We start from the raw sequence: 19,131 nt of genomic DNA, 5'->3' as shown, positions 1-19,131 counted from the left end.
AACGCCCGGTTACATTCCGAACCCGGAAGCTAAGCCTTTCAGCGCCGATGGTACTGCAGGGGGGACCCTGTGGGAGAGTAGGACGCCGCCGAACTAATCTTCAGCTCTGGTCCCTGAACCCTCGTGGTTCAGGGACCAGAGCTTTTTTGTTCTGATTTTCGGGTGGTGGGTGTAACGCGACGTTCACCTCATCTGACCAGGATCCGCGTCATGGGCACAGTGGGAACACTCAGGGCGGCCGGCGTACGCGCTGGTGACGAGGTCGTGTTGTCGGCGTACGGCAACGCCGAAGTGGCCCGGGCCGTGGTGGAGTTGGGCGCGGTGCCGGTGTTCGCCGATGTGGACGCCGAGAGCTACTGCCTGGATCCGGCCGCGGTCGCGGACGCGGTGACCAGCCGGACTGCTGCCGTCGTGGCGATTCATCGGTTCGGGCGGCGGGCCGACGCCGGCTGGATCCGTGAAGTGGGGCAGCGGCACGGGCTGTTGGTGCTGGTGGACGACGAGCCCGGGGCGGATCCTGCGGGGGCGGAACTGCGTCGGGCGCATGCGGCGTATCTGGACAGCCGGCTCAACGGGGTCCGGACGCCGAAGCCTGCTGCGGGGCACACCTACGAGCAGTACGTGGTGCGGGTGCCGGGGAACGGGCGGCCGGACCGGGACGCGTTCGGTCGGGCGTTGCGTGCCAAGGGCGTTGCGTGCAAGGTGCCCGTGCTGGCGCCGGTCTACCGGATGCCGGGGCTGCGGCGGGATGTGTTTCTGCCGGAGACCGAGCGTGCGGTGGACGAGACGCTGGCATTGCCCGTGCACATGGGGATGTCGCGGCGGGAGCTGCACAAGATGGTCGGTGCCTGCAATGCGCTGGGCGGATTGCTGCAGCCGGCCTTTTAGACACGGCGCTGTCCGGTTCGTAGTCGCCGCGGAGTTGGGGTAATATTCATTCCGTTGCTGCGCCCCAATAGCTCAGTCGGCAGAGCGTCTCCATGGTAAGGAGAAGGTCTACGGTTCGATTCCGTATTGGGGCTCCAGAGGGCAAAGGCCCCCGCCGATCGGCGGGGGCCTTTGTCGTATGCGGTGTGCGGATGCGGCTCAGTTCTTGGCGGAGGGGATATAGGCCAGGCCGTGGGCACCGGAATCGTCGGTGCGACCGACCGTCAGGGTGGTGACGGGGCACAGGGTCTGGAGGTCGACGACGGTCACCGTGCTGTCCAGGAGGCCGGAGACGTACGCACGGCGGCCGTCGGGGGAGGAGGTGATGGTCAGGGGGAACCGCCCGACCTGTACTTCCCCGCGGGGGGTGAGGGTGTCGGGGGCGAAGACGGTCAGGACGCCCGGGAGTTGGGTGCCGAGCGGGCCGCCGGAGGCGGCGTCCTGGCGCAGTTCGCCGGCGAGGAGAGTGCCGTCGGCGGTGGCGTGGACGGGCATGGTCTGGCCCTTGGTGGGCAGGGTGCGGACGGTCTGGTGGGTCGTGGTGTCGATGACGTGGAGGGCCGTGGGCGCCGGCGACGGCGTGGGGAACTCGGCCTTGGGGGCGGCGACGTAGACATGACGGCCGTCGGGGGCGACGGCGAGGCCTTCGCTGCCGGGGACGGGGACGCGGTCGGTGCAGACCCCGCGGTCGAGGTCGACGACGGAGACGAACGGGGCTTCCTTGTTGGTGGCGTAGCCGTGCCGCCCGTCGGGGGTGATGGCGAACCAGTGCGGGCCGGGAGCCATGGTGGAGATCCGGCCGAGGCGGGCGTGGGTGCGGGTGTCGATGACCACCACGCCGCCCGGCTCGCTGTCGGTGGCCTCGACGCTCGCGTACAGCCGGGCGCGGGTGCGGTCGAGGGCCAGGCCGTGCGGGGCGTGGTCGGGGGAGAGGTCGAGGGTCGCGACGATGGTGCGGGTGTCGACATCGATGACGGTGATCTCGTGCGACCGGCCCTGGTTGGCGTGGTAGAAGCCGGAGCGGTAGGTGCTGGCGCAGTAGAGCAGCCGGTGGTCGGGGTCGAAGCACAGCTCGTGCGGCTGCGGTGGCATCTGCAGGACGTCGAGATGCTCGTGGGTGGCGGCGTCGAAGAAGGTGACGGTGGAGCCGGACTGGCTGACGACGGCGAGCTGATCGCCGGGCGAACCCGCGGTGGTAGGAGTCATGTGCCGTATCGTGCGCGGCCGTTGGGGCCGACTCCACTGCAGGTCGGGCAAGGGTGCACTGCACCGCGCGCAAGGATGCTGGTGATGCCGGGGCAGCGGCCGGCGGACTGTGAGGCAGCCCACACAAGCCGCGGTGGCCGCTGCTCCGGAGTGGTCAGCTCGCCTGGAACTCGGGGACGCGCATCGCGAGGATGGCCATGTCGTCGGAGGCCGGTTCGGCGGCGAAGCGTTCCACGGCGCGCAGTACACGGGCGGCGACGGCGCCGGCGGTCAGGCCCGTGCAGGTCGTCAGGACGTCGGTGAGGCCGTCGTCGCCGAGCATGCGGGTGCCCTCGCGGCGTTCGGTGACGCCGTCGGTGACGCACAGCAGGACGTCGCCGGGGTCGAGGGTGACGGTCTGCTCGTAGAGTTCGAGGTCGTCCATGACGCCGAGGAGCGGCTGGGGTTCGGCGGCCGGCTCGACCGTGCCGTCCTGGCGCAGGCGCAGCGGCAGGGGGTGGCCGGCGCAGACGACCTTGAGGATGGCGCTGCCGTCGTCCTGCGGCCACAGCTCGCCGTAGAGGAGCGTCAGGAAGCGGCTGCGGGCGCCCTCGTCGAGGATGGCGGCGTTGAGCCGTTCCAGGACGGCGGGGCCGCCGAAGCCCTCGCGGGCGAGCAGGCGGAGGGCGTGGCGGGCGAGGCCGGTGACGGCCGCCGCCTCCGGGCCCGTGCCGCAGACGTCCCCGATGGCGAAGCCGTAGGCGCCGTCGCGGATGGGGAAGAGGTCGTAGAAGTCGCCGCCGACCTCGTTGCCCTCGCCGGCCGCGCGGTAGATGACCTCGACCTCGACGCCGGCGATGTCGGGCAGCTCCGGCGGCAGCAGGCTGCGCTGGAGGGACTGGCTGATCGCCGTGCGCTCGGAGTAGAGGCGGGCGTTGTCGAGGGCGAGGGCGGCCCGGCGGGAGAGGTCCTCGGCGAGTTCGAGGATCTCCTGTCGGAAGTGCTCCTCGGTGGGCTTGCCGAGGGTGAGCATGCCGATGACGCGGTTGCGGGCGACGAGGGGGAGTACGACGGTCTCGCCGCCGACGGCGGAGGCGGTGGCGAGGGTGGCGCCGGGGCCGCTGGAGGGGCGGGCGGCGTTGCCCAGACCCAGGCTGCGCATGGAGGTGCGCAGGGCGGCGTCGTGTGCGGCGTCGCCGGGGGCGGTCCATACGCGCGCGCCCGGCGTCGGGACCGGCTCGGGCGGGTCGACCCTCATCAGGAGGCTCTTGAGGCCGTCGATGCGGTCCTCGTCCTCGTGCAGGACGTAGGAGAGCTCGGGCTCGGAGGCCTGGTCGGCGACGGTGTAGACGGCGCACCACGTGGCGAGTGTGGGGACGGTCATCTGGGCCATCAGGGCCAGGGTCTGGTCGCGGTCGAGGGTGCCGGCCAGGAGGTCGGAGGCCTCGACGAGGAAGGACAGGGAGCCGCGGCGCAGCTTTTCCAGCTCGGTCAGGCGGGCGCGTTCGACGGCGAGGGCGATGCGGTCGGCGGCGAACTGCAGGCGCAGCGCCTCTTCGTTGGAGTAGCGGCCCGGTCCCTCGGCGGCGACGCCCAGGGAGCCGGTCAGCCGCCCCTCGACCTTCAGCGGGACGGTGACGACCGAGCGCATGCCCGTGCCGCTGAGCAGCGGTACGGCGCCGGGGACGGCGGTGAGGTCTTCGTGGACGGCGGGCATCCGGGCGGAGCCGTAGCGACCGGATCCGGCCTCGACGGGGACGCGGGCGAACCGCTGGCGGGCGGAGGGCAGGCCCGTGGAGGCGCGTACCTCCAGCTCGGTCTCGTCGTCGGTGGCCAGCAGGAGGTAGGCGGCGTCGCCGTCGAGCATGTCGCGGGCGCGTTCGACCGTGCGCTGGAGCAGTCCGTCGAGGTCGTCGGGCGCCGGGGAGCCGATGAAGACCTCGAAGGGGTCGGTGGGGCGTCCCTCGGCCTGCGCGGCCTGGGAGGCGGCGTCCGGGGCCGGTGTGCGCTGGGGGCTCTGCAGGATCGCGCGCTCGTGGTCGCGCACCAGGAGGCAGACCGTGGAGGCCTCGCCGTCCGCGTCGCGTACCCGCAGGTGGGAGGCGTATACGGGGACGACGCGGCCGTCGGCGCCCCGCATGCCGTAGGAGCCCTCCCAGCGGGAGAGCTGCAGCGCCTCGGCGATGCCGGTGCCGGTGCCGGGGGTGTGCGGCCAGGCGGCGAAGTCGGTGAGCGGCTTGCCGATGACCTGCTCGCGGTCGTAGGCGAAGAGGTCCTGGGCGTCCTCGTTCCAGAAGCTGATGCAGCCGCCGCGGTCGATCTGGACCACGGCGACCCGCACGCGGGTGTCGGTGACCGGGAGGGCGTCCACGGGGAGGGCGGGGCCGGCGGAGCGGGTGCCGGCGGGGCGCTCGGGGAGGTCGAGCTGGAACCAGACGTGCTTTTGTGCGGCGGTGTACTCCACGCCCCACCGGGAGGCCAGTGCGCCGCACAGCAGCAGGCCGCGGCCGCCCTCGCGGTCCGGGTGGACGATGACCTGTCCGGCGTTCTGGAGCGGGATCTCGCGTTCGGGGTATCGGTCGGCGACCGAGATCCGTACCCCTGCGTCATTGCGCAGACACAGCACGTCGGCGGCCGTGCCGGCGTGCACCACGGCGTTGGTGACCAGCTCGCTGGTGAGGACCACGGCGTCGTCGACGATGTCGGCACAGCCCCAGCCCTGGAGGGTGTCACGGACGAACGCACGGGCAGTGGCGACCGAGCGCCCCACCGGGTCGAAGGTTGCGGTGGCCCGCGCGGTGATCACTGGTCTCCTCATGCGTGTGTCGGTGATCTGCTCCCCCATGGTCGCGGCGCCCCTCCGAATACCTGTCGTGCTCGCACCACCGCCCGGGAGCGTGGCCGGGGGGTGGACAGCCGTATGCCAGGTTACTTACCTTCGCCGCGCCCGAGGATGCCGGTCACGTGTGTTTCCGCCCCAATCGTGCCCTGGGACGTGTGCGATGCTGCCGAACTGTTATGGCCTGGTTGGGCCATGGTGAAACACTGGGCAAGTATCAAGAGAAAGCCCGGGTGGAACGGTCGACCCTTCGGGAGGGACACGGTGGAGTCTGGCGCAGCGGCGCGGGGCGCAAGCACGCGCGCGAAAGGCGGACGATCCCGGAGCAACGGGACGACCGAGGTGGATACGGCTGCGCTGAATCGGCTGTTGGTCGCTCTGGTCGCCATGCGGGACGGGAACTTCCGCAAGCGGTTGACGGTGTCCGGCGACGGCGTCATGTCGGAGATCGCGGCGGTCTTCAACGAGGTCGCGGACCGCAATCTGCATCTGACCGGTGAGCTGGCGCGGGTGCGCCGGGTCGTCGGGCGTGAGGGAAAACTCACCGAACGGCTGGAGGTCGGTGCCGCCGAAGGCTCCTGGGCCGCGGCCATCGATGCCTCGAACGCCCTGGTCGACGACCTGGTACGGCCCGTGTCCGAGGTCGGGCGGGTGCTCTCGGCGGTCTCCGAGGGAGACCTGGAGCAGCGGATGGACCTGCGCTCGCGCAGCTCGGACAGCTCCTCGGAGCATCCGCTGCGCGGTGAGTTCCTCAAGGTCGGCCGTACGGTCAACGGGCTGGTCGACCAGCTCTCCGCGTTCACCGACGAGGTCACCCGGGTGGCCAGTGAGGTCGGTACGGAGGGCAAGCTCGGCGGGCAGGCCCGGGTGCGCGGAATGTCCGGTTCATGGAAGGACCTCACGGAGTCCGTCAACACCATGGCCTCCCGGTTGACGGCTCAGGTGCGTGATATCGCCCTGGTGACCACCGCGGTCGCCAAGGGTGACCTGTCGCGCAAGGTGACCGTCCATGTCGCCGGCGAGATGCTCGAACTGAAGAACACCGTCAACACGATGGTGGACCAGCTGTCCTCCTTCGCCTCCGAGGTGACCCGGGTCGCCCGCGAGGTCGGTACGGAGGGTGAGCTCGGCGGGCAGGCGCAGGTCCCCGGCGTCGCCGGCGTGTGGAAGGACCTGACGGATTCGGTCAATCTCATGGCCGGAAACCTCACCGCGCAGGTGCGCGGGATCGCCCAGGTCACCACCGCCGTCGCGAACGGCGACCTGTCGCAGAAGGTCACCGTCAGTGCGCGCGGCGAGGTCGCACAGCTCGCCGACACCATCAACACCATGACCGAGACGCTGCGCACCTTCGCGGACGAAGTGACGAGGGTGGCGAACGAGGTCGGGGCCGAGGGCCAGCTCGGCGGCCAGGCGCAGGTACCGGGCGCGGCCGGCACCTGGAAGGACCTCACCGACTCGGTGAACAACGCCTTCCGGAACCTGACCGGTCAGGTGCGGGACATCGCCCAGGTGACGACCGCGGTCGCCAACGGCGATCTCTCACAGAAGGTCACCGTCGATGTCGCCGGTGAGATGCTGGAGTTGAAGAACACCGTCAACACGATGGTGGACCAGCTCTCGGCGTTCGGTGCCGAAGTCACCCGCGTGGCACGGGAGATCGGCGTCGAGGGCGAGCTGGGCGGCCAGGCGGCGGTTCCCGGGGCCGCGGGTACGTGGAAGGACCTGACGGACTCCGTCAACACCGCGTTCCGGAACCTGACCGGGCAGGTGCGCAACATCGCCCAGGTGACGACCGCGGTCGCCAACGGCGACCTGTCGCAGAAGGTCACCGTCGACGTCTCCGGCGAGATGCTGCAGCTGAAGAACACCGTGAACACCATGGTGGACCAGCTGTCCTCCTTCGCCGACCAGGTCACGCGGATGGCCAGGGACGTGGGCACCGAGGGCCGGCTGGGCGGTCAGGCCCGGGTGGACGGCGTCAGCGGCACCTGGAAGGAACTGACCGACTCCGTCAACTTCATGGCGGGCAACCTCACCTCGCAGGTGCGGCAGATCGCGCAGGTGACGACGGCGGTCGCGCGCGGTGACCTGTCGCAGAAGATCGATGTGGACGCGCGCGGCGAGATCCTGGAGCTGAAGAACACCATCAACACGATGGTCGACCAGCTCTCCGCGTTCGCCGAGCAGGTCACCCGGGTCTCCCGCGAGGTCGGTACGGACGGCCGACTGGGCGGCCAGGCGCAGGTGCCCGGCGTCGCGGGCGTCTGGCGCGATCTGACCGACTCCGTCAACGGCATGGCCGGCAACCTGACGGCCCAGGTCCGCAACATCGCGCAGGTCGCCACGGCGGTCGCGCGCGGCGATCTGTCGCAGAAGATCGACGCCGACGCCCGGGGCGAGATCCTGGAGCTGAAGAACACCCTGAACACCATGGTCGACCAGCTCTCCTCGTTCGCGGAGCAGGTCACCCGGGTCGCCCGCGAGGTGGGCACCGAGGGCATCCTGGGCGGCCAGGCCGAGGTGCAGGGCGTCAGCGGTACGTGGAAGGACCTCACCCAGTCCGTCAACTTCATGGCGAACAACCTGACGTCGCAGGTGCGCAACATCGCCGAGGTGACGACGGCGGTGGCCCGCGGCGATCTGTCGAAGAAGATCACCGTCGACGCCAAGGGCGAGATCCTCGAACTGGTCACGACCGTCAACACGATGGTCGACCAGCTGTCGTCGTTCGCCGAGCAGGTGACCCGGGTGGCCCGTGAGGTGGGCACCGAGGGCCAGTTGGGCGGTCAGGCGCGGGTGCCGGGCGCGACCGGCATCTGGCTGGACCTCACCGACAACGTCAACCTGATGGCCAACAACCTGACCATCCAGGTGCGCAACATCTCGCAGGTCTCGGCGGCGGTCGCCAACGGAGACCTGACGAAGAAGGTCACGGTCGAGGCGCGCGGCGAGGTCGCGCAGCTCGCCGACACGGTCAACACGATGGTCACGACGCTGTCGTCGTTCGCCGACGAGGTCACGCGAGTGGCCCGCGAGGTGGGCACCGACGGCATCCTGGGCGGCCAGGCCCGCGTCCCCGGCGTCGCCGGTACGTGGAAGGACCTCACCGAGTCGGTGAACTCCATGGCCAACAACCTGACCGGCCAGGTCCGCAACATCGCCATGGTCACCACCGCCATCGCCAAGGGCGATCTGACGAAGAAGATCGACATCGATGCGCGCGGGGAGATCCTCGCGCTGAAGACCACCATCAACACCATGGTCGACCAGCTGTCGTCCTTCGCCGAGCAGGTCACCAGGGTGGCCCGCGAGGTGGGTACGGAGGGCCAGCTGGGCGGCCAGGCGCAGGTACGGGGCGTGGCCGGCACTTGGCGCGACCTGACCGAGTCGGTGAACGAGATGGCCGGCAACCTGACCCGTCAGGTGCGTGCCATCGCCGCGGTCGCCGCGGCGGTCACCCTCGGCGACCACAACGTCCGGATCGACGTGGACGCGGCCGGCGAGATCCTGGAGCTCCAGGACAACGTCAACACCATGATCTCCACGCTCCGCGAGACCACCCTCGCCAACGAGGAACAGGACTGGCTCAAGGGCAACCTGGCCCGGATCTCCGGTCTGATGCAGGGGCGTCGCGACCTCAAGGACGTCGCCACGCTGATCATGAGCGAGCTGTCGCCCGCGGTCTCCGCGCAGCACGGCGCGTTCTTCCTCGCGGCGCAGCCCGACAGTCGGGAGATCGGCGCGGACGGCGGCGAGCCGGGCGCGTACGAGCTGCGGCTGATGGGCTCGTACGGCTACGCGATGGGCGGTATGCCGACCACCTTCAAGCCCGGCGAGACGCTGATCGGCACGGCGGCGGAGGAGGGGCGCACGATCCTGGTGGAGAACGTGCCCTCCGGCTACCTCAAGATCGCCTCCGGGCTCGGCGAGGCGCCGCCGGCGAACGTGATCGTGCTGCCGGTGCTCTTCGAGGACAAGGTGCTCGGCGTGATCGAGCTGGCGTCCTTCCACCCGTTCACCCAGATCCAGAAGGACTTCCTCAGCCAGATCGCCGAGATGATCGCGACCAGCGTCAACACCATCTCGGTCAACACCAAGACCGAGGTGCTGCTCAAGCAGTCGCAGGAGCTGACCGAGCAGCTGCGCGAGCGCTCCGCGGAGCTGGAGAGCCGTCAGCGGGCGCTGGAGCTGTCCAACTCCGAACTGGAGGAGAAGGCCGAGCAACTGCGCGCGCAGAACCGCGACATCGAGGTGAAGAACACCGAGATCGAGGAGGCGCGACAGGTACTGGAGGAGCGCGCCGAGCAGCTCGCGGTCTCGATGCGCTACAAGTCGGAGTTCCTGGCGAACATGTCGCACGAGCTGCGGACGCCGCTGAACTCCTTGCTGATTCTGGCCAAGTTGCTGGCCGACAACGCCGAGGGGAACCTCTCCCCGAAGCAGGTCGAGTTCGCCGAGACGATCCACGGCGCCGGCAGCGACCTGCTCCAGCTGATCAACGACATCCTGGACCTGTCGAAGGTCGAGGCCGGCAAGATGGACGTCAGCCCGACGCGGATCGCGCTGGTCCAGCTCGTCGACTACGTGGAGGCGACGTTCCGGCCGCTGACCGCGGAGAAGGGGCTCGACTTCTCCGTACGGGTCTCGCCGGAGCTGCCCGCCACGCTGCACACCGACGAGCAGCGGCTGCTGCAGGTGCTGCGCAACCTGCTGTCCAACGCGGTGAAGTTCACCGACACCGGCGCCGTCGAACTGGTCATCCGGCCGGCCGGCGCGGACGTCCCGGTGGCCATCCGCGAGCAGCTGCTGGAGCACGGCTCGCTGCGCGACCCGGACGCCGACATGATCGCCTTCTCGGTGACCGACACCGGCATCGGCATCGCGTCCAGCAAGATGCGCGTCATCTTCGAGGCGTTCAAGCAGGCGGACGGCACGACCAGCCGCAAGTACGGAGGCACCGGCCTGGGCCTGTCGATCAGCCGGGAGATCGCCCGGCTGCTGGGCGGCGAGATCCACGCGGCCAGTGAGCCCAACCGCGGCTCCACCTTCACGCTGTACCTGCCGCACAACCCCGGCGGACTGCCGCCGCAGGGCTATCCGCAGCTGGTCGCCGGCGGGCTGGCGATGGACGCGGAGGCGCGCGAGACCGAGGTGGTGCTGCAGGAGGCCGAGGAGGCGCAGCACCGCGAGGCGGGTGCCGGCGGCAGCCTCAACCGGCGTCGCCGCCGGGCGGTTTCGGGGGCCCAGCGCCGGTTCGCGCTGCCCAGCCGGCAGACGTCCGCGGCGACGCCGCCCGCGCCGCCCACCCCGCTCCCGGCGCCGGCGCAGCCGAGCGCCCAGCAGCCCGCCGAGGAGCCCTGGCTCGGCAACGGCCAGGATCTGGTGGATCCGGCCTTCGACGGCGGCTTCCACGGCGAGAAGGTGCTGATCGTCGACGACGACATCCGCAACGTCTTCGCGCTCACCAGTGTCCTGGAGCAGCACGGGCTGTCGGTGCTGTACGCCGAGAACGGCCGGGAGGGCATCGAGGTGCTCGAACAGCACGACGACATCGTCCTGGTGCTGATGGACATCATGATGCCGGAGATGGACGGGTACGCGACCACGGCCGCGATCCGCCGGATGCCGCAGTTCGCCGGGCTGCCCATCATCGCGCTGACCGCGAAGGCGATGAAGGGCGACCGCGAGAAGAGCATCGACTCCGGGGCGTCCGACTACGTGACCAAGCCGGTGGATACCGATCATCTGCTGTCGGTCATGGAGCAATGGATGCGCGCGGAGTGACGGGGCGTCCAGTATGGGAGCCGAAAGAGGATCACCGCGTGCTGACTGAGTGTCGCCGTGGACGTGTGGAAGCGCAGGATCCGGGGAACCTTCTGGTCTCTGTCTGCGTTTCTGCTACGTGCACAGTGACATCGCGGTGACAGGGTGTGGCGACAGGCGGGGTGCAGCTACCATGACCGGCACAAGGACGGGCGGCGTGACGGAGTCGTCCCCTGGGGCGGCGTCCGGTTCCATGCCGGGGCGAGGAGGACGGGCCATGGTGCAGAAGGCCAAGATCCTCCGGGTCGATGACCGGCCGGAGAATCTGCTGGCGCTGGAGGCGATCCTCTCCGCGCTCGATCAGACACTGGTGCGGGCATCGTCCGGGGAGGAAGCGCTCAAAGCACTGCTCACGGACGATTTTGCGGTCATCCTGCTCGATGTGCAGATGCCGGGTATGGACGGTTTCGAGACCGCCGCGCACATCAAGCGGCGCGAGCGCACCCGTGACATCCCCATCATCTTCCTCACGGCCATCAACCACGGCCCGCACCACACCTTCCGCGGCTATGCGGCCGGCGCGGTGGACTACATCTCCAAGCCGTTCGACCCGTGGGTGCTGCGCGCCAAGGTCTCGGTCTTCGTCGAGCTGTACATGAAGAACTGCCAACTGCGGGAGCAGGCGTCCCTGCTGCGGCTGCAGCTGGAAGGCGGCCGGCCCAGCGCCGACGAGGCGAGGGAGTCCGCGGGGCTGCTCGCCGAGCTCTCCGCGCGGCTGGCCGCGGTCGAGGAGCAGGCCGAGGCGCTCTCCAAACAGCTGGACGAGACGGCGGACGCCGCCGCGGTGGCCACCGCGGCCCATCTGGAGCGCAAGCTGACCGGGCTGCGCAGAGCCCTGGACGCCCTGGAGCCGGGGTCGGGTACCGCGGGCTAGGGGGTGTCTCTTCGGTCTCCGTGGGCCTGCGACGCCTGGCACCGCACCTCGCCGCGTTGTCGCATCACCCACGGACACCCGGTCCGAGGGCGATACTCCGCCGTGCGCTCCGCTTCACTCCGCCTCGGCTCATTGGACGGAACCCGGATGCCGAGCTGCACGGCGCCGGACGCCGCGGGCTGATCCACGCAGACCGAAGAGACACCCCTCAGCTGACTGCCTTTCATGAGGCGGGCGCGCGACACGGATGGGTGAAGCGCCGCGCGCTCGTGTCATGCCCGCGGTCGCCTGTAATCTCGTCGCCATGGCCTCACGTACGTCCGGCAAGGGAACCCAGAGCGCGGCGGGCCCCTCGAAGCAGCGCGCCGGACGGCCCGGGGGCGCGGCCAAGAAGACCGCCGCGAAGAAGGCGCCCGCGAAACCGGCCGCCAAGAAGGCGGCGGCGAAGAAGAGCCCGGCGAAGAAGGCACCGGCCAAGAAGGCCGCGCCGAAACCCGCGCCGTCACCGACCGGCGGTGTCTACCGCCTCGCCCGCGCCTGCTGGCTGGGCCTCGCGCACGCCATCGGGGCGGTGTTCCGGGGCATGGGCCGCGGCGCGAAGAACCTCGACCCGGCGCACCGCAAGGACGGCCTGGCGCTGGGGCTGCTCGGCCTGGCGCTGGTCATCGCGGCCGGCACCTGGTCCAACCTCTCCGGGCCGGTCGGCGATCTCGTCGAGCTGCTGGTGACCGGCGCGTTCGGCCGGCTCGACCTGGTCGTACCGATACTGCTGGGCGGCATCGCGGTACGCCTCATCCGGCACCCCGAAAAGCCGGAGGCCAACGGCCGGATCGTCATCGGACTGTCCGCGCTGGTCGTCGGCGTCCTGGGACAGGTGGCGATGGCGTGCGGGTCGCCGGGCCGCAACGACGGGCTGCCCGCCATACAGGACGCCGGCGGCTATGTCGGATGGGTGGCGTCCAAGCCGCTGATCTTCACGGTCGGGCAGACCCTGGCCGTGGCGCTGCTGGCGCTGCTGACCCTCTTCGGGCTGCTGGTGGTCACCGCGACGCCGGTCAACGCCATTCCGCAGCGGCTGCGGGCGCTCGGCGTGCGGCTGGGCGTGGTGCACCCCGCCGAGCCCGAGGCGGACTTCGACGAGGCCGATCAGTACGCGGAGGAGTGGCGCGAGCGGCCCGTCCGCAAGCCGCGGCGCAGCGCCGCCGCGACGCCCGCCACGACCGACCCGGAGGCCATAGAGGAAGCGGCGCTGGCCAAGCGGCGGCGTCCGCGGCGGGCTTCCGCGCAGTCCGCCCCGGACCGGCCGATGGACGCGGTGGACGTCGCCGCAGCGGCCGCCGCGGCGCTGGACGGCGCGGTGCTGCACGGAGTCCAGCCCTCACCGCTCGTCGCCGGACTCAGCAGCGGCATCTCCGGGGAGCACGGGGAGTACGGCCGCGAGGACACCGCGGTGGAGGGCGGCACGGTGCCGCCGGCCCGCGAGGCGGAGCCGGCGCCGTCCGCGGCCGAGCGGACCCCGTCCGTGCCGGACTTCACCAAGGCCCCGCCCGAGCCGTCCGGCGAGCTGCCGGCGCGCGCCGAGCAGCTGCAGCTGTCCGGCGACATCACCTACTCGCTGCCCTCGCTGGACCTGCTCTCGCGGGGCGGCCCCGGCAAGACCCGCAGCGCCGCGAACGACGCCATAGTGACCGCGCTGACCACGGTCTTCCAGGAGTTCAAGGTCGACGCCGCGGTCACCGGCTTCACCCGCGGCCCGACGGTCACCCGTTACGAGGTCGAGCTGGGCCCCGCGGTCAAGGTCGAGAAGATCACCGCGCTGGCCAAGAACATCGCCTACGCCGTCGCCAGCCCCGACGTCCGCATCATCAGCCCGATCCCGGGCAAGTCCGCGGTCGGCATCGAGATCCCCAACACCGACCGCGAGATGGTCAACCTCGGCGATGTGCTGCGGCTGGCCGACGCCGCGGGCGACGACCATCCGATGCTGGTGGCGCTCGGCAAGGACGTCGAGGGCGGCTACGTCATGGCCAACATGACCAAGATGCCGCATGTGCTCGTCGCGGGTGCCACCGGCTCCGGCAAGTCGTCCTGCATCAACTGCCTGATCACCTCGGTCATGGTCCGTGCCACGCCGGAGGACGTCCGGATGGTGCTGGTCGACCCCAAGCGGGTCGAGCTGACCGCGTACGAGGGCATCCCGCATCTGATCACGCCGATCATCACCAACCCCAAGCGGGCCGCCGAGGCGCTGCAGTGGGTGGTGCGCGAGATGGATCTGCGCTACGACGACCTCGCGGCCTACGGCTTCCGGCACATCGACGACTTCAACGAGGCGGTGCGCAGCGGCAAGGTCACCTCACCCGAGGGCAGTGAGCGGGAGCTGGCGCCGTACCCGTATCTGCTGGTGATCGTCGACGAGCTGGCCGACCTGATGATGGTCGCGCCGCGCGATGTGGAGGACTCGATCGTCCGCATCACCCAGCTCGCCCGGGCGGCCGGTATCCATCTGGTGCTCGCCACCCAGCGGCCGTCCGTCGACGTCGTCACCGGCCTGATCAAGGCCAATGTGCCCTCCCGGCTCGCGTTCGCCACCTCCTCGCTCGCCGACAGCCGGGTCATCCTCGACCAGCCGGGCGCCGAGAAGCTGATCGGCAAGGGTGACGGGCTGTTCCTGCCGATGGGTGCGAACAAGCCGGTCCGTATGCAGGGCGCGTTTGTGACCGAGGCCGAGGTCGCGGCCGTCGTCCAGCACTGCAAGGACCAGATGGCGCCGGTCTTCCGCGACGACGTCACCGTGGGCAGCAAGCAGAAGAAGGAGATCGACGAGGACATCGGCGATGACCTCGATCTGCTGTGTCAAGCCGCTGAACTGGTGGTTTCCACCCAGTTCGGGTCGACGTCGATGCTCCAGCGCAAGCTGAGGGTGGGGTTCGCCAAGGCCGGCCGGCTGATGGACCTGATGGAGTCCCGGAACATCGTCGGGCCGAGCGAGGGCTCCAAGGCCCGCGACGTTCTGGTGAAGCCGGATGAATTGGACGGAGTGCTGGCGGTGATCCGGGGGGAGGCTACCCAGTAGCACACACATCCGGGTCACTCGTACGAGAGAAGCACGCAACCGTTTCTCCTGCCGACACGTCAAGTTGAGGGAGGCGAGGGAACGATGCTTCGTCATCAACCCCTTGGCACCGCCGCGGGCGTTCCGATGGCGTACAAACTCCGCCCTCCCGCTTGCCCGACCCTTTCGCTCCACCCCTAGACTGAACTTCCAGCAGGTGGCTACACGCTCGAAAGGCGCCCCCGTGTCCATCGGCAACTCCCCCGAATCCGACCGGCCTTCCGTCGGTCGCGCCCTCCAGCAGGCCCGTATCGCGGCGGGACTGACCGTCGAAGAGGTCAGTACGACGACGCGGGTGCGCATCCCCATCGTTCAGGCGATCGAGCAGGACGACTTCTCGCGCTGCGGCGGCGACGTCTACGCCCGGGGACACATCAGAGCGCTCGCTCGCGCCGTCTCCCTCGACCCCCATCCGCTGATCGACCAGTTCGACGCCGAGCACGGTGGACGGCCCACGCCGACCGATCTCGCCGCCCCGATCTTCGAGGCCGAGCGGATCCGCTCCGAGCCGCGGCGGCCGAACTGGACGGCCGCCATGGTCGCGGCGATCGTCGCCGTGGTCGGCTTCGTCGGCTTCACGCTGTTCAGCGGCGGCGAGCGGAGCGACAACGGCCCGATCGCGGCCGGCGACGCCAATGCCAAGCCCGCGCCGGCACCCACCCGCCACCCCTCGACGATCAAGCCGCCCCTCAAGCCCGAGCCCTCCGACAGCGCGGTCGCCGGGCTGCCGAAGGACAAGGTCACGATCAAGGTCACCGCCCGCGACGGCCAGAGCTGGGTCTCCGCCAAGGACGCCAACGGAAAGTTGCTGGAGGACAGCCTGCTCAAGCAGGGCGAGTCCAAGACGATCACGGACAAGAAGCGGATCGACCTGGTCCTCGGCAACGCCCCGGTCGTACAGCTGTACGTCAACGGCAAGGAAGTCAAGGAGATCGGCGAGAAGGGCCCGGTGGAGCGGCTCAGCTACACGCCGGGGGACCCACAGGCGGGCTGAGAGCGCCCGCCGCGAGGGCGTCCGCCGCCCGGCCCGGGGCGCCCGGGGCCGGCGGCGGAGACCTGCGCGCCAAGGGTGCGTCCGGGACGAAGTAGGCTGAGCCCCATGCCCGAACGCCGTACCGTCGCCCTTGTCACCCTTGGCTGCGCCCGTAACGAGGTGGACTCGGAGGAACTCGCCGGCCGCCTGGCGGCGGACGGCTGGGAACTCGTCGAGGAAGCCGCCGATGCCGATGTCGCCGTCGTCAACACCTGCGGCTTCGTCGAGGCCGCCAAGAAGGACTCCGTCGATGCCCTGCTGGAAGCCAACGATCTGAAGGATCATGGCAGAACCCAGGCCGTGGTGGCCGTCGGCTGCATGGCCGAGCGCTACGGCAAGGAGCTGGCCGAGGCGCTGCCCGAGGCCGACGGAGTGCTCGGCTTCGACGACTACACCGACATCTCCGACCGCCTGCAGACGATCCTGAGCGGCGGAAACGTCGAGGCCCACGCGCCGCGCGACCGCCGCAAGCTGCTGCCGATCAGCCCGGCCGAGCGGCAGCAGGCCGACGGGGTGGCGCTGCCCGGCCACGGAGACGCGCTGGCCTCGGCCCCCGAGGACCTGCCCGAGGGCGTCGCCCCGAAGTCCGGGCCGCGGGCGCCGCTGCGCCGCCGCCTGGACTCCAATCCGGTCGCCTCGGTGAAGCTGGCCTCCGGCTGCGACCGCCGCTGCACGTTCTGCGCCATCCCGTCCTTCCGCGGTTCCTTCATCTCCCGCCGGCCCTCCGACGTGCTCGGGGAGACGCGCTGGCTGGCCGAGCAGGGCGTCAAGGAGATCATGCTGGTCTCCGAGAACAACACCTCCTACGGCAAGGATCTCGGCGACATCCGGCTGCTGGAGACGCTGCTGCCGGAGCTGGCGGCCGTCGACGGCATCGAGCGGATCCGGGTCAGCTATCTGCAGCCGGCCGAGATGCGGCCCGGGCTGATCGACGTGCTGACCGGCACGGACAAGGTCGCGCCGTACTTCGACCTGTCCTTCCAGCACTCCGCGCCCGGTGTGCTGCGGGCGATGCGGCGCTTCGGCGACACCGACCGCTTCTTGGACCTGCTGGCGCAGATCCGTACGAAGGCGCCGCAGGCCGGTGCCCGCTCCAACTTCATCGTCGGCTTCCCCGGGGAGAGCGAGAGCGACCTGGCGGAGCTGGAGCGCTTCATCACCGAGGCCCGGCTCGATGCCATCGGCGTCTTCGGTTACTCCGACGAGGACGGCACCGAGGCCGCCTCGTACGAGGACAAGGTCGATCCGGACGAGGTCGCCGAGCGGCTGGCGCGGGTGTCGCGGCTGGCCGAGGAGCTGACCGCGCAGCGCGCCGAGGAGCGGATCGGCGAGACGGTGCGGGTGCTGGTCGACCGGATCGACGAGGAGGACGGCGTCGTCGGGCGGGCCGCGCACCAGGCGCCGGAGACCGATGGCAGCACCCTGCTGTCGACCGGCCAGGAGCTGCTGCCCGGTCGTATGGTCGAAGCAAAGGTCGTGGGGAGCGAGGGCGTGGACCTCGTGGCCGAGGTGCTGTCGGTGGACGGCACGGGGTGTACCGAGGAGGCGGGCAGATGACCGGAGTCCCGGCTTCCGCAGCTGGTGGGCCGCGCACGGCGCCGGCCGTCCGGCAGGCCGGGCTGTGGAACATCGCCAACGTCCTGACGATGCTGCGGCTGGTGCTGGTGCCGGCTTTCGTCATGCTCCTGATGCACGACGACGGAACGGATCGGGCCTGGCGCGCCTTCGCCTGGGCCGCGTTCGCCATCGCCATGATCACCGATGTCTTCGACGGGCATCTGGCCCGCACGTACAACCTGGTCACCGACTTCGGCAAGATCGCCGACCCGATCGCGGACAAGGCGATCATGGGGGCCGCGCTGATCTGCCTCTCGGTGCTGGGGGACCTGCCCTGGTGGGTGACCGGTGTGATCCTCTTCCGTGAGCTGGGCATCACGCTGATGCGGTTCTGGGTGATCAAGCACGGGGTCATTCCGGCCAGTCGTGGCGGCAAAATCAAGACATTGGCACAGGGGACCGCGGTCGGTATGTACGTCCTGGTGCTGACCGGTCCACTGGCGACCTTCCGCTGGTGGGTGATGGCGGTGGCCGTCGTGCTGACCGTCGCCACCGGACTCGACTACGTCCGCCAGGCCGTCATGCTGCGCCGGGCGGGGCTGGCCCGTGAGCGGGCCGAGCGGGCGGCAAGGGACACGGGCCGGTGACCGGGCCGGGTTCTGCCGCGGCCGGGGCGCTGGAGCTGCTCGCCGGGCGGGGGCAGAGCCTGGCGGTGGCCGAGTCGCTGACCGGCGGCCTGGTGGCGGGCGCGCTGACCGCCGTCCCCGGGGCCTCGCGGGCCGTCCGCGGCTCGGTCACGGCGTACGCCACCGAGGTCAAGCGGGATGTGCTGGGCGTCGACGGGGCCCTGCTGGCGGCGCGCGGGGCGGTGGACGCCGAGGTCGCGGGGCAGATGGCGGACGGTGTGCGCCGGGTGCTGGGTGCCGACTGGGGCATCGCCACGACCGGCGTGGCCGGGCCGGACCCGCAGGACGGGCAGCCGGTGGGCACCGTCTTCGTGGCGGTCCGGGGCCCGGGCGGTGCCGGGACGGTGCGCCGGCTGGCGCTGGCGGGTGATCGCCATCGGATCCGCCAGGACACCATCGACGCCGTGCTCGCACTGCTGTTGAGCGAACTGACAGAAAATGCGCGGGCACAGGATACGGAACAACACGGGGGGAATGGATGTTTGCAGCCCTGAGTGAACACGTACTTGCGCCCGGCACGCGTACGGCCCGAGGCGGTACGGTGGGGCGAGAAGGATCCGGATCCGAGGTCCGAGGAGGGAGCCAGCGATGATTCTGCTTCGTCGCCTGCTGGGTGACGTGCTGCGCCGTCAGCGTCAGCGCCAGGGCCGAACCCTGCGCGAGGTCTCGTCCTCCGCCCGGGTATCGCTCGGTTATTTGTCCGAGGTCGAGAGGGGGCAGAAGGAGGCGTCCTCCGAGCTGCTCTCGGCGATCTGTGACGCACTGGACGTGCGCATGTCCGAGCTCATGCGGGAGGTCAGCGACGAGCTCGCGCTCGCCGAGCTGGCAGCGTCCGCGGCCGCGAGCGACCCGGTGCCGGCACCGGTGCGGCCGAAGCTCAATTCGGTGTCCGTCACGTCCCTGGCCGGTGTGCCGGAGGATCGCGTGACCATCAAGTCGCCGGCCGACGTCGTGGATGTCGTCGCGGCCTGACACCCCTGTTCGTACGTACCGAGCCCCGGGGGGGGGGGGGGGGGGGGGGGGGGGGGGGGGGTGAGGGGGGGGGGGGGGGGGGGGGGGGGGGGGGGGGGGGGGGGGGGGGGGGGGGGG

Annotated in this window: 11 protein-coding genes, 1 tRNA gene and 1 rRNA gene; 11 read left to right on the top strand and 2 right to left on the bottom strand. The window is 70.5% G+C overall.

The annotated features are described in order from the left end of the window. From rrf to AC0680_RS37415, 3 genes are all read left to right on the top strand, one after another. Positions 1–94, top strand: a 5S ribosomal RNA gene (gene rrf, locus AC0680_RS37425); the annotation flags it as partial. Between the two features lie 116 nt (positions 95–210). Continuing rightward, the gene (locus tag AC0680_RS37420; RefSeq protein ID WP_478637507.1) at positions 211–888 is read left to right on the top strand and encodes a DegT/DnrJ/EryC1/StrS family aminotransferase; all 678 of its coding nucleotides are present in this window, start codon (positions 211–213) and stop codon (positions 886–888) included. A 61-nt stretch (positions 889–949) separates the two neighbouring features. After that, positions 950–1,025 (top strand) — tRNA-Thr (locus AC0680_RS37415). A 61-nt stretch (positions 1,026–1,086) separates the two neighbouring features. Here the strand turns inward: AC0680_RS37415 and AC0680_RS37410 are convergent. Continuing rightward, on the bottom strand, positions 1,087–2,133 hold the full coding sequence (locus AC0680_RS37410; protein ID WP_478637506.1) for a beta-propeller fold lactonase family protein: 1,047 nt from the start codon (positions 2,131–2,133) through the stop codon (positions 1,087–1,089). Positions 2,134–2,287: 154 nt separating this feature from the next. Continuing rightward, positions 2,288–4,957 (bottom strand): SpoIIE family protein phosphatase, encoded by a 2,670-nt coding sequence (locus tag AC0680_RS37405; protein WP_478637505.1) that lies wholly within the window; start codon positions 4,955–4,957, stop codon positions 2,288–2,290. A gap of 258 nt (positions 4,958–5,215) precedes the next feature. Here AC0680_RS37405 and AC0680_RS37400 point away from each other — a divergent pair, with 258 nt between their 5' ends. The 8 genes from AC0680_RS37400 to AC0680_RS37365 all read left to right on the top strand — a co-directional run bounded on the left by AC0680_RS37400 (position 5,216) and on the right by AC0680_RS37365 (position 19,014). Next, complete coding sequence (locus AC0680_RS37400) at positions 5,216–10,738, top strand: HAMP domain-containing protein (RefSeq protein WP_478637504.1); 5,523 nt, start codon at positions 5,216–5,218, stop codon at positions 10,736–10,738. A gap of 256 nt (positions 10,739–10,994) precedes the next feature. Beyond that, entirely contained in the window at positions 10,995–11,651 is a 657-nt protein-coding gene (locus tag AC0680_RS37395; protein WP_478637503.1) for a response regulator, read from the top strand. Between the two features lie 304 nt (positions 11,652–11,955). Beyond that, a complete protein-coding gene (locus AC0680_RS37390) occupies positions 11,956–14,727 on the top strand; it encodes a DNA translocase FtsK (protein ID WP_478637502.1) in 2,772 nt (923 codons plus the stop codon). 223 nt (positions 14,728–14,950) lie between these two features. After that, positions 14,951–15,760: a helix-turn-helix domain-containing protein gene (locus AC0680_RS37385; protein WP_468981513.1), complete on the top strand. Its 810-nt coding sequence runs from the start codon at positions 14,951–14,953 to the stop codon at positions 15,758–15,760. A 105-nt stretch (positions 15,761–15,865) separates the two neighbouring features. Next, positions 15,866–17,356, top strand: coding sequence for a 30S ribosomal protein S12 methylthiotransferase RimO (rimO, locus tag AC0680_RS37380; protein WP_478637501.1), 1,491 nt, complete (start codon positions 15,866–15,868; stop codon positions 17,354–17,356). Further along, positions 17,353–18,003 (top strand): CDP-diacylglycerol--glycerol-3-phosphate 3-phosphatidyltransferase, encoded by a 651-nt coding sequence (pgsA, locus tag AC0680_RS37375; protein ID WP_478637500.1) that lies wholly within the window; start codon positions 17,353–17,355, stop codon positions 18,001–18,003. Before rimO ends, pgsA begins: the two co-directional genes overlap by 4 nt. Next, positions 18,000–18,536 (top strand): CinA family protein, encoded by a 537-nt coding sequence (locus tag AC0680_RS37370; RefSeq protein WP_478637499.1) that lies wholly within the window; start codon positions 18,000–18,002, stop codon positions 18,534–18,536. Before pgsA ends, AC0680_RS37370 begins: the two co-directional genes overlap by 4 nt. Positions 18,537–18,630: 94 nt before the next feature. Continuing rightward, entirely contained in the window at positions 18,631–19,014 is a 384-nt protein-coding gene (locus AC0680_RS37365; protein ID WP_046925688.1) for a helix-turn-helix domain-containing protein, read from the top strand. The last annotated feature ends 117 nt before the right edge of the window (positions 19,015–19,131 follow it).

Source organism: Streptomyces sp. NPDC043738, assembly GCF_056436545.1.
Note: the sequence above shows the minus strand (reverse complement) of the source record. Positions and strands in the feature narration are given on the sequence as shown.

What these genes read in the sequence shown, in the direction of transcription:
- AC0680_RS37420 (WP_478637507.1), top strand. Translation starts at nt 211, where the DNA reads ATGGGCACAGTGGGAACACTCAGGGCGGCCGGCGTACGCGCTGGTGAC.
- AC0680_RS37410 (WP_478637506.1), bottom strand. Translation starts at nt 2,133, where the DNA reads ATGACTCCTACCACCGCGGGTTCGCCCGGCGATCAGCTCGCCGTCGTC.
- AC0680_RS37405 (WP_478637505.1), bottom strand. Translation starts at nt 4,957, where the DNA reads ATGGGGGAGCAGATCACCGACACACGCATGAGGAGACCAGTGATCACC.
- AC0680_RS37395 (WP_478637503.1), top strand. Translation starts at nt 10,995, where the DNA reads ATGGTGCAGAAGGCCAAGATCCTCCGGGTCGATGACCGGCCGGAGAAT.
- AC0680_RS37390 (WP_478637502.1), top strand. Translation starts at nt 11,956, where the DNA reads ATGGCCTCACGTACGTCCGGCAAGGGAACCCAGAGCGCGGCGGGCCCC.
- rimO (WP_478637501.1), top strand. Translation starts at nt 15,866, where the DNA reads ATGCCCGAACGCCGTACCGTCGCCCTTGTCACCCTTGGCTGCGCCCGT.
- pgsA (WP_478637500.1), top strand. Translation starts at nt 17,353, where the DNA reads ATGACCGGAGTCCCGGCTTCCGCAGCTGGTGGGCCGCGCACGGCGCCG.
- AC0680_RS37365 (WP_046925688.1), top strand. Translation starts at nt 18,631, where the DNA reads ATGATTCTGCTTCGTCGCCTGCTGGGTGACGTGCTGCGCCGTCAGCGT.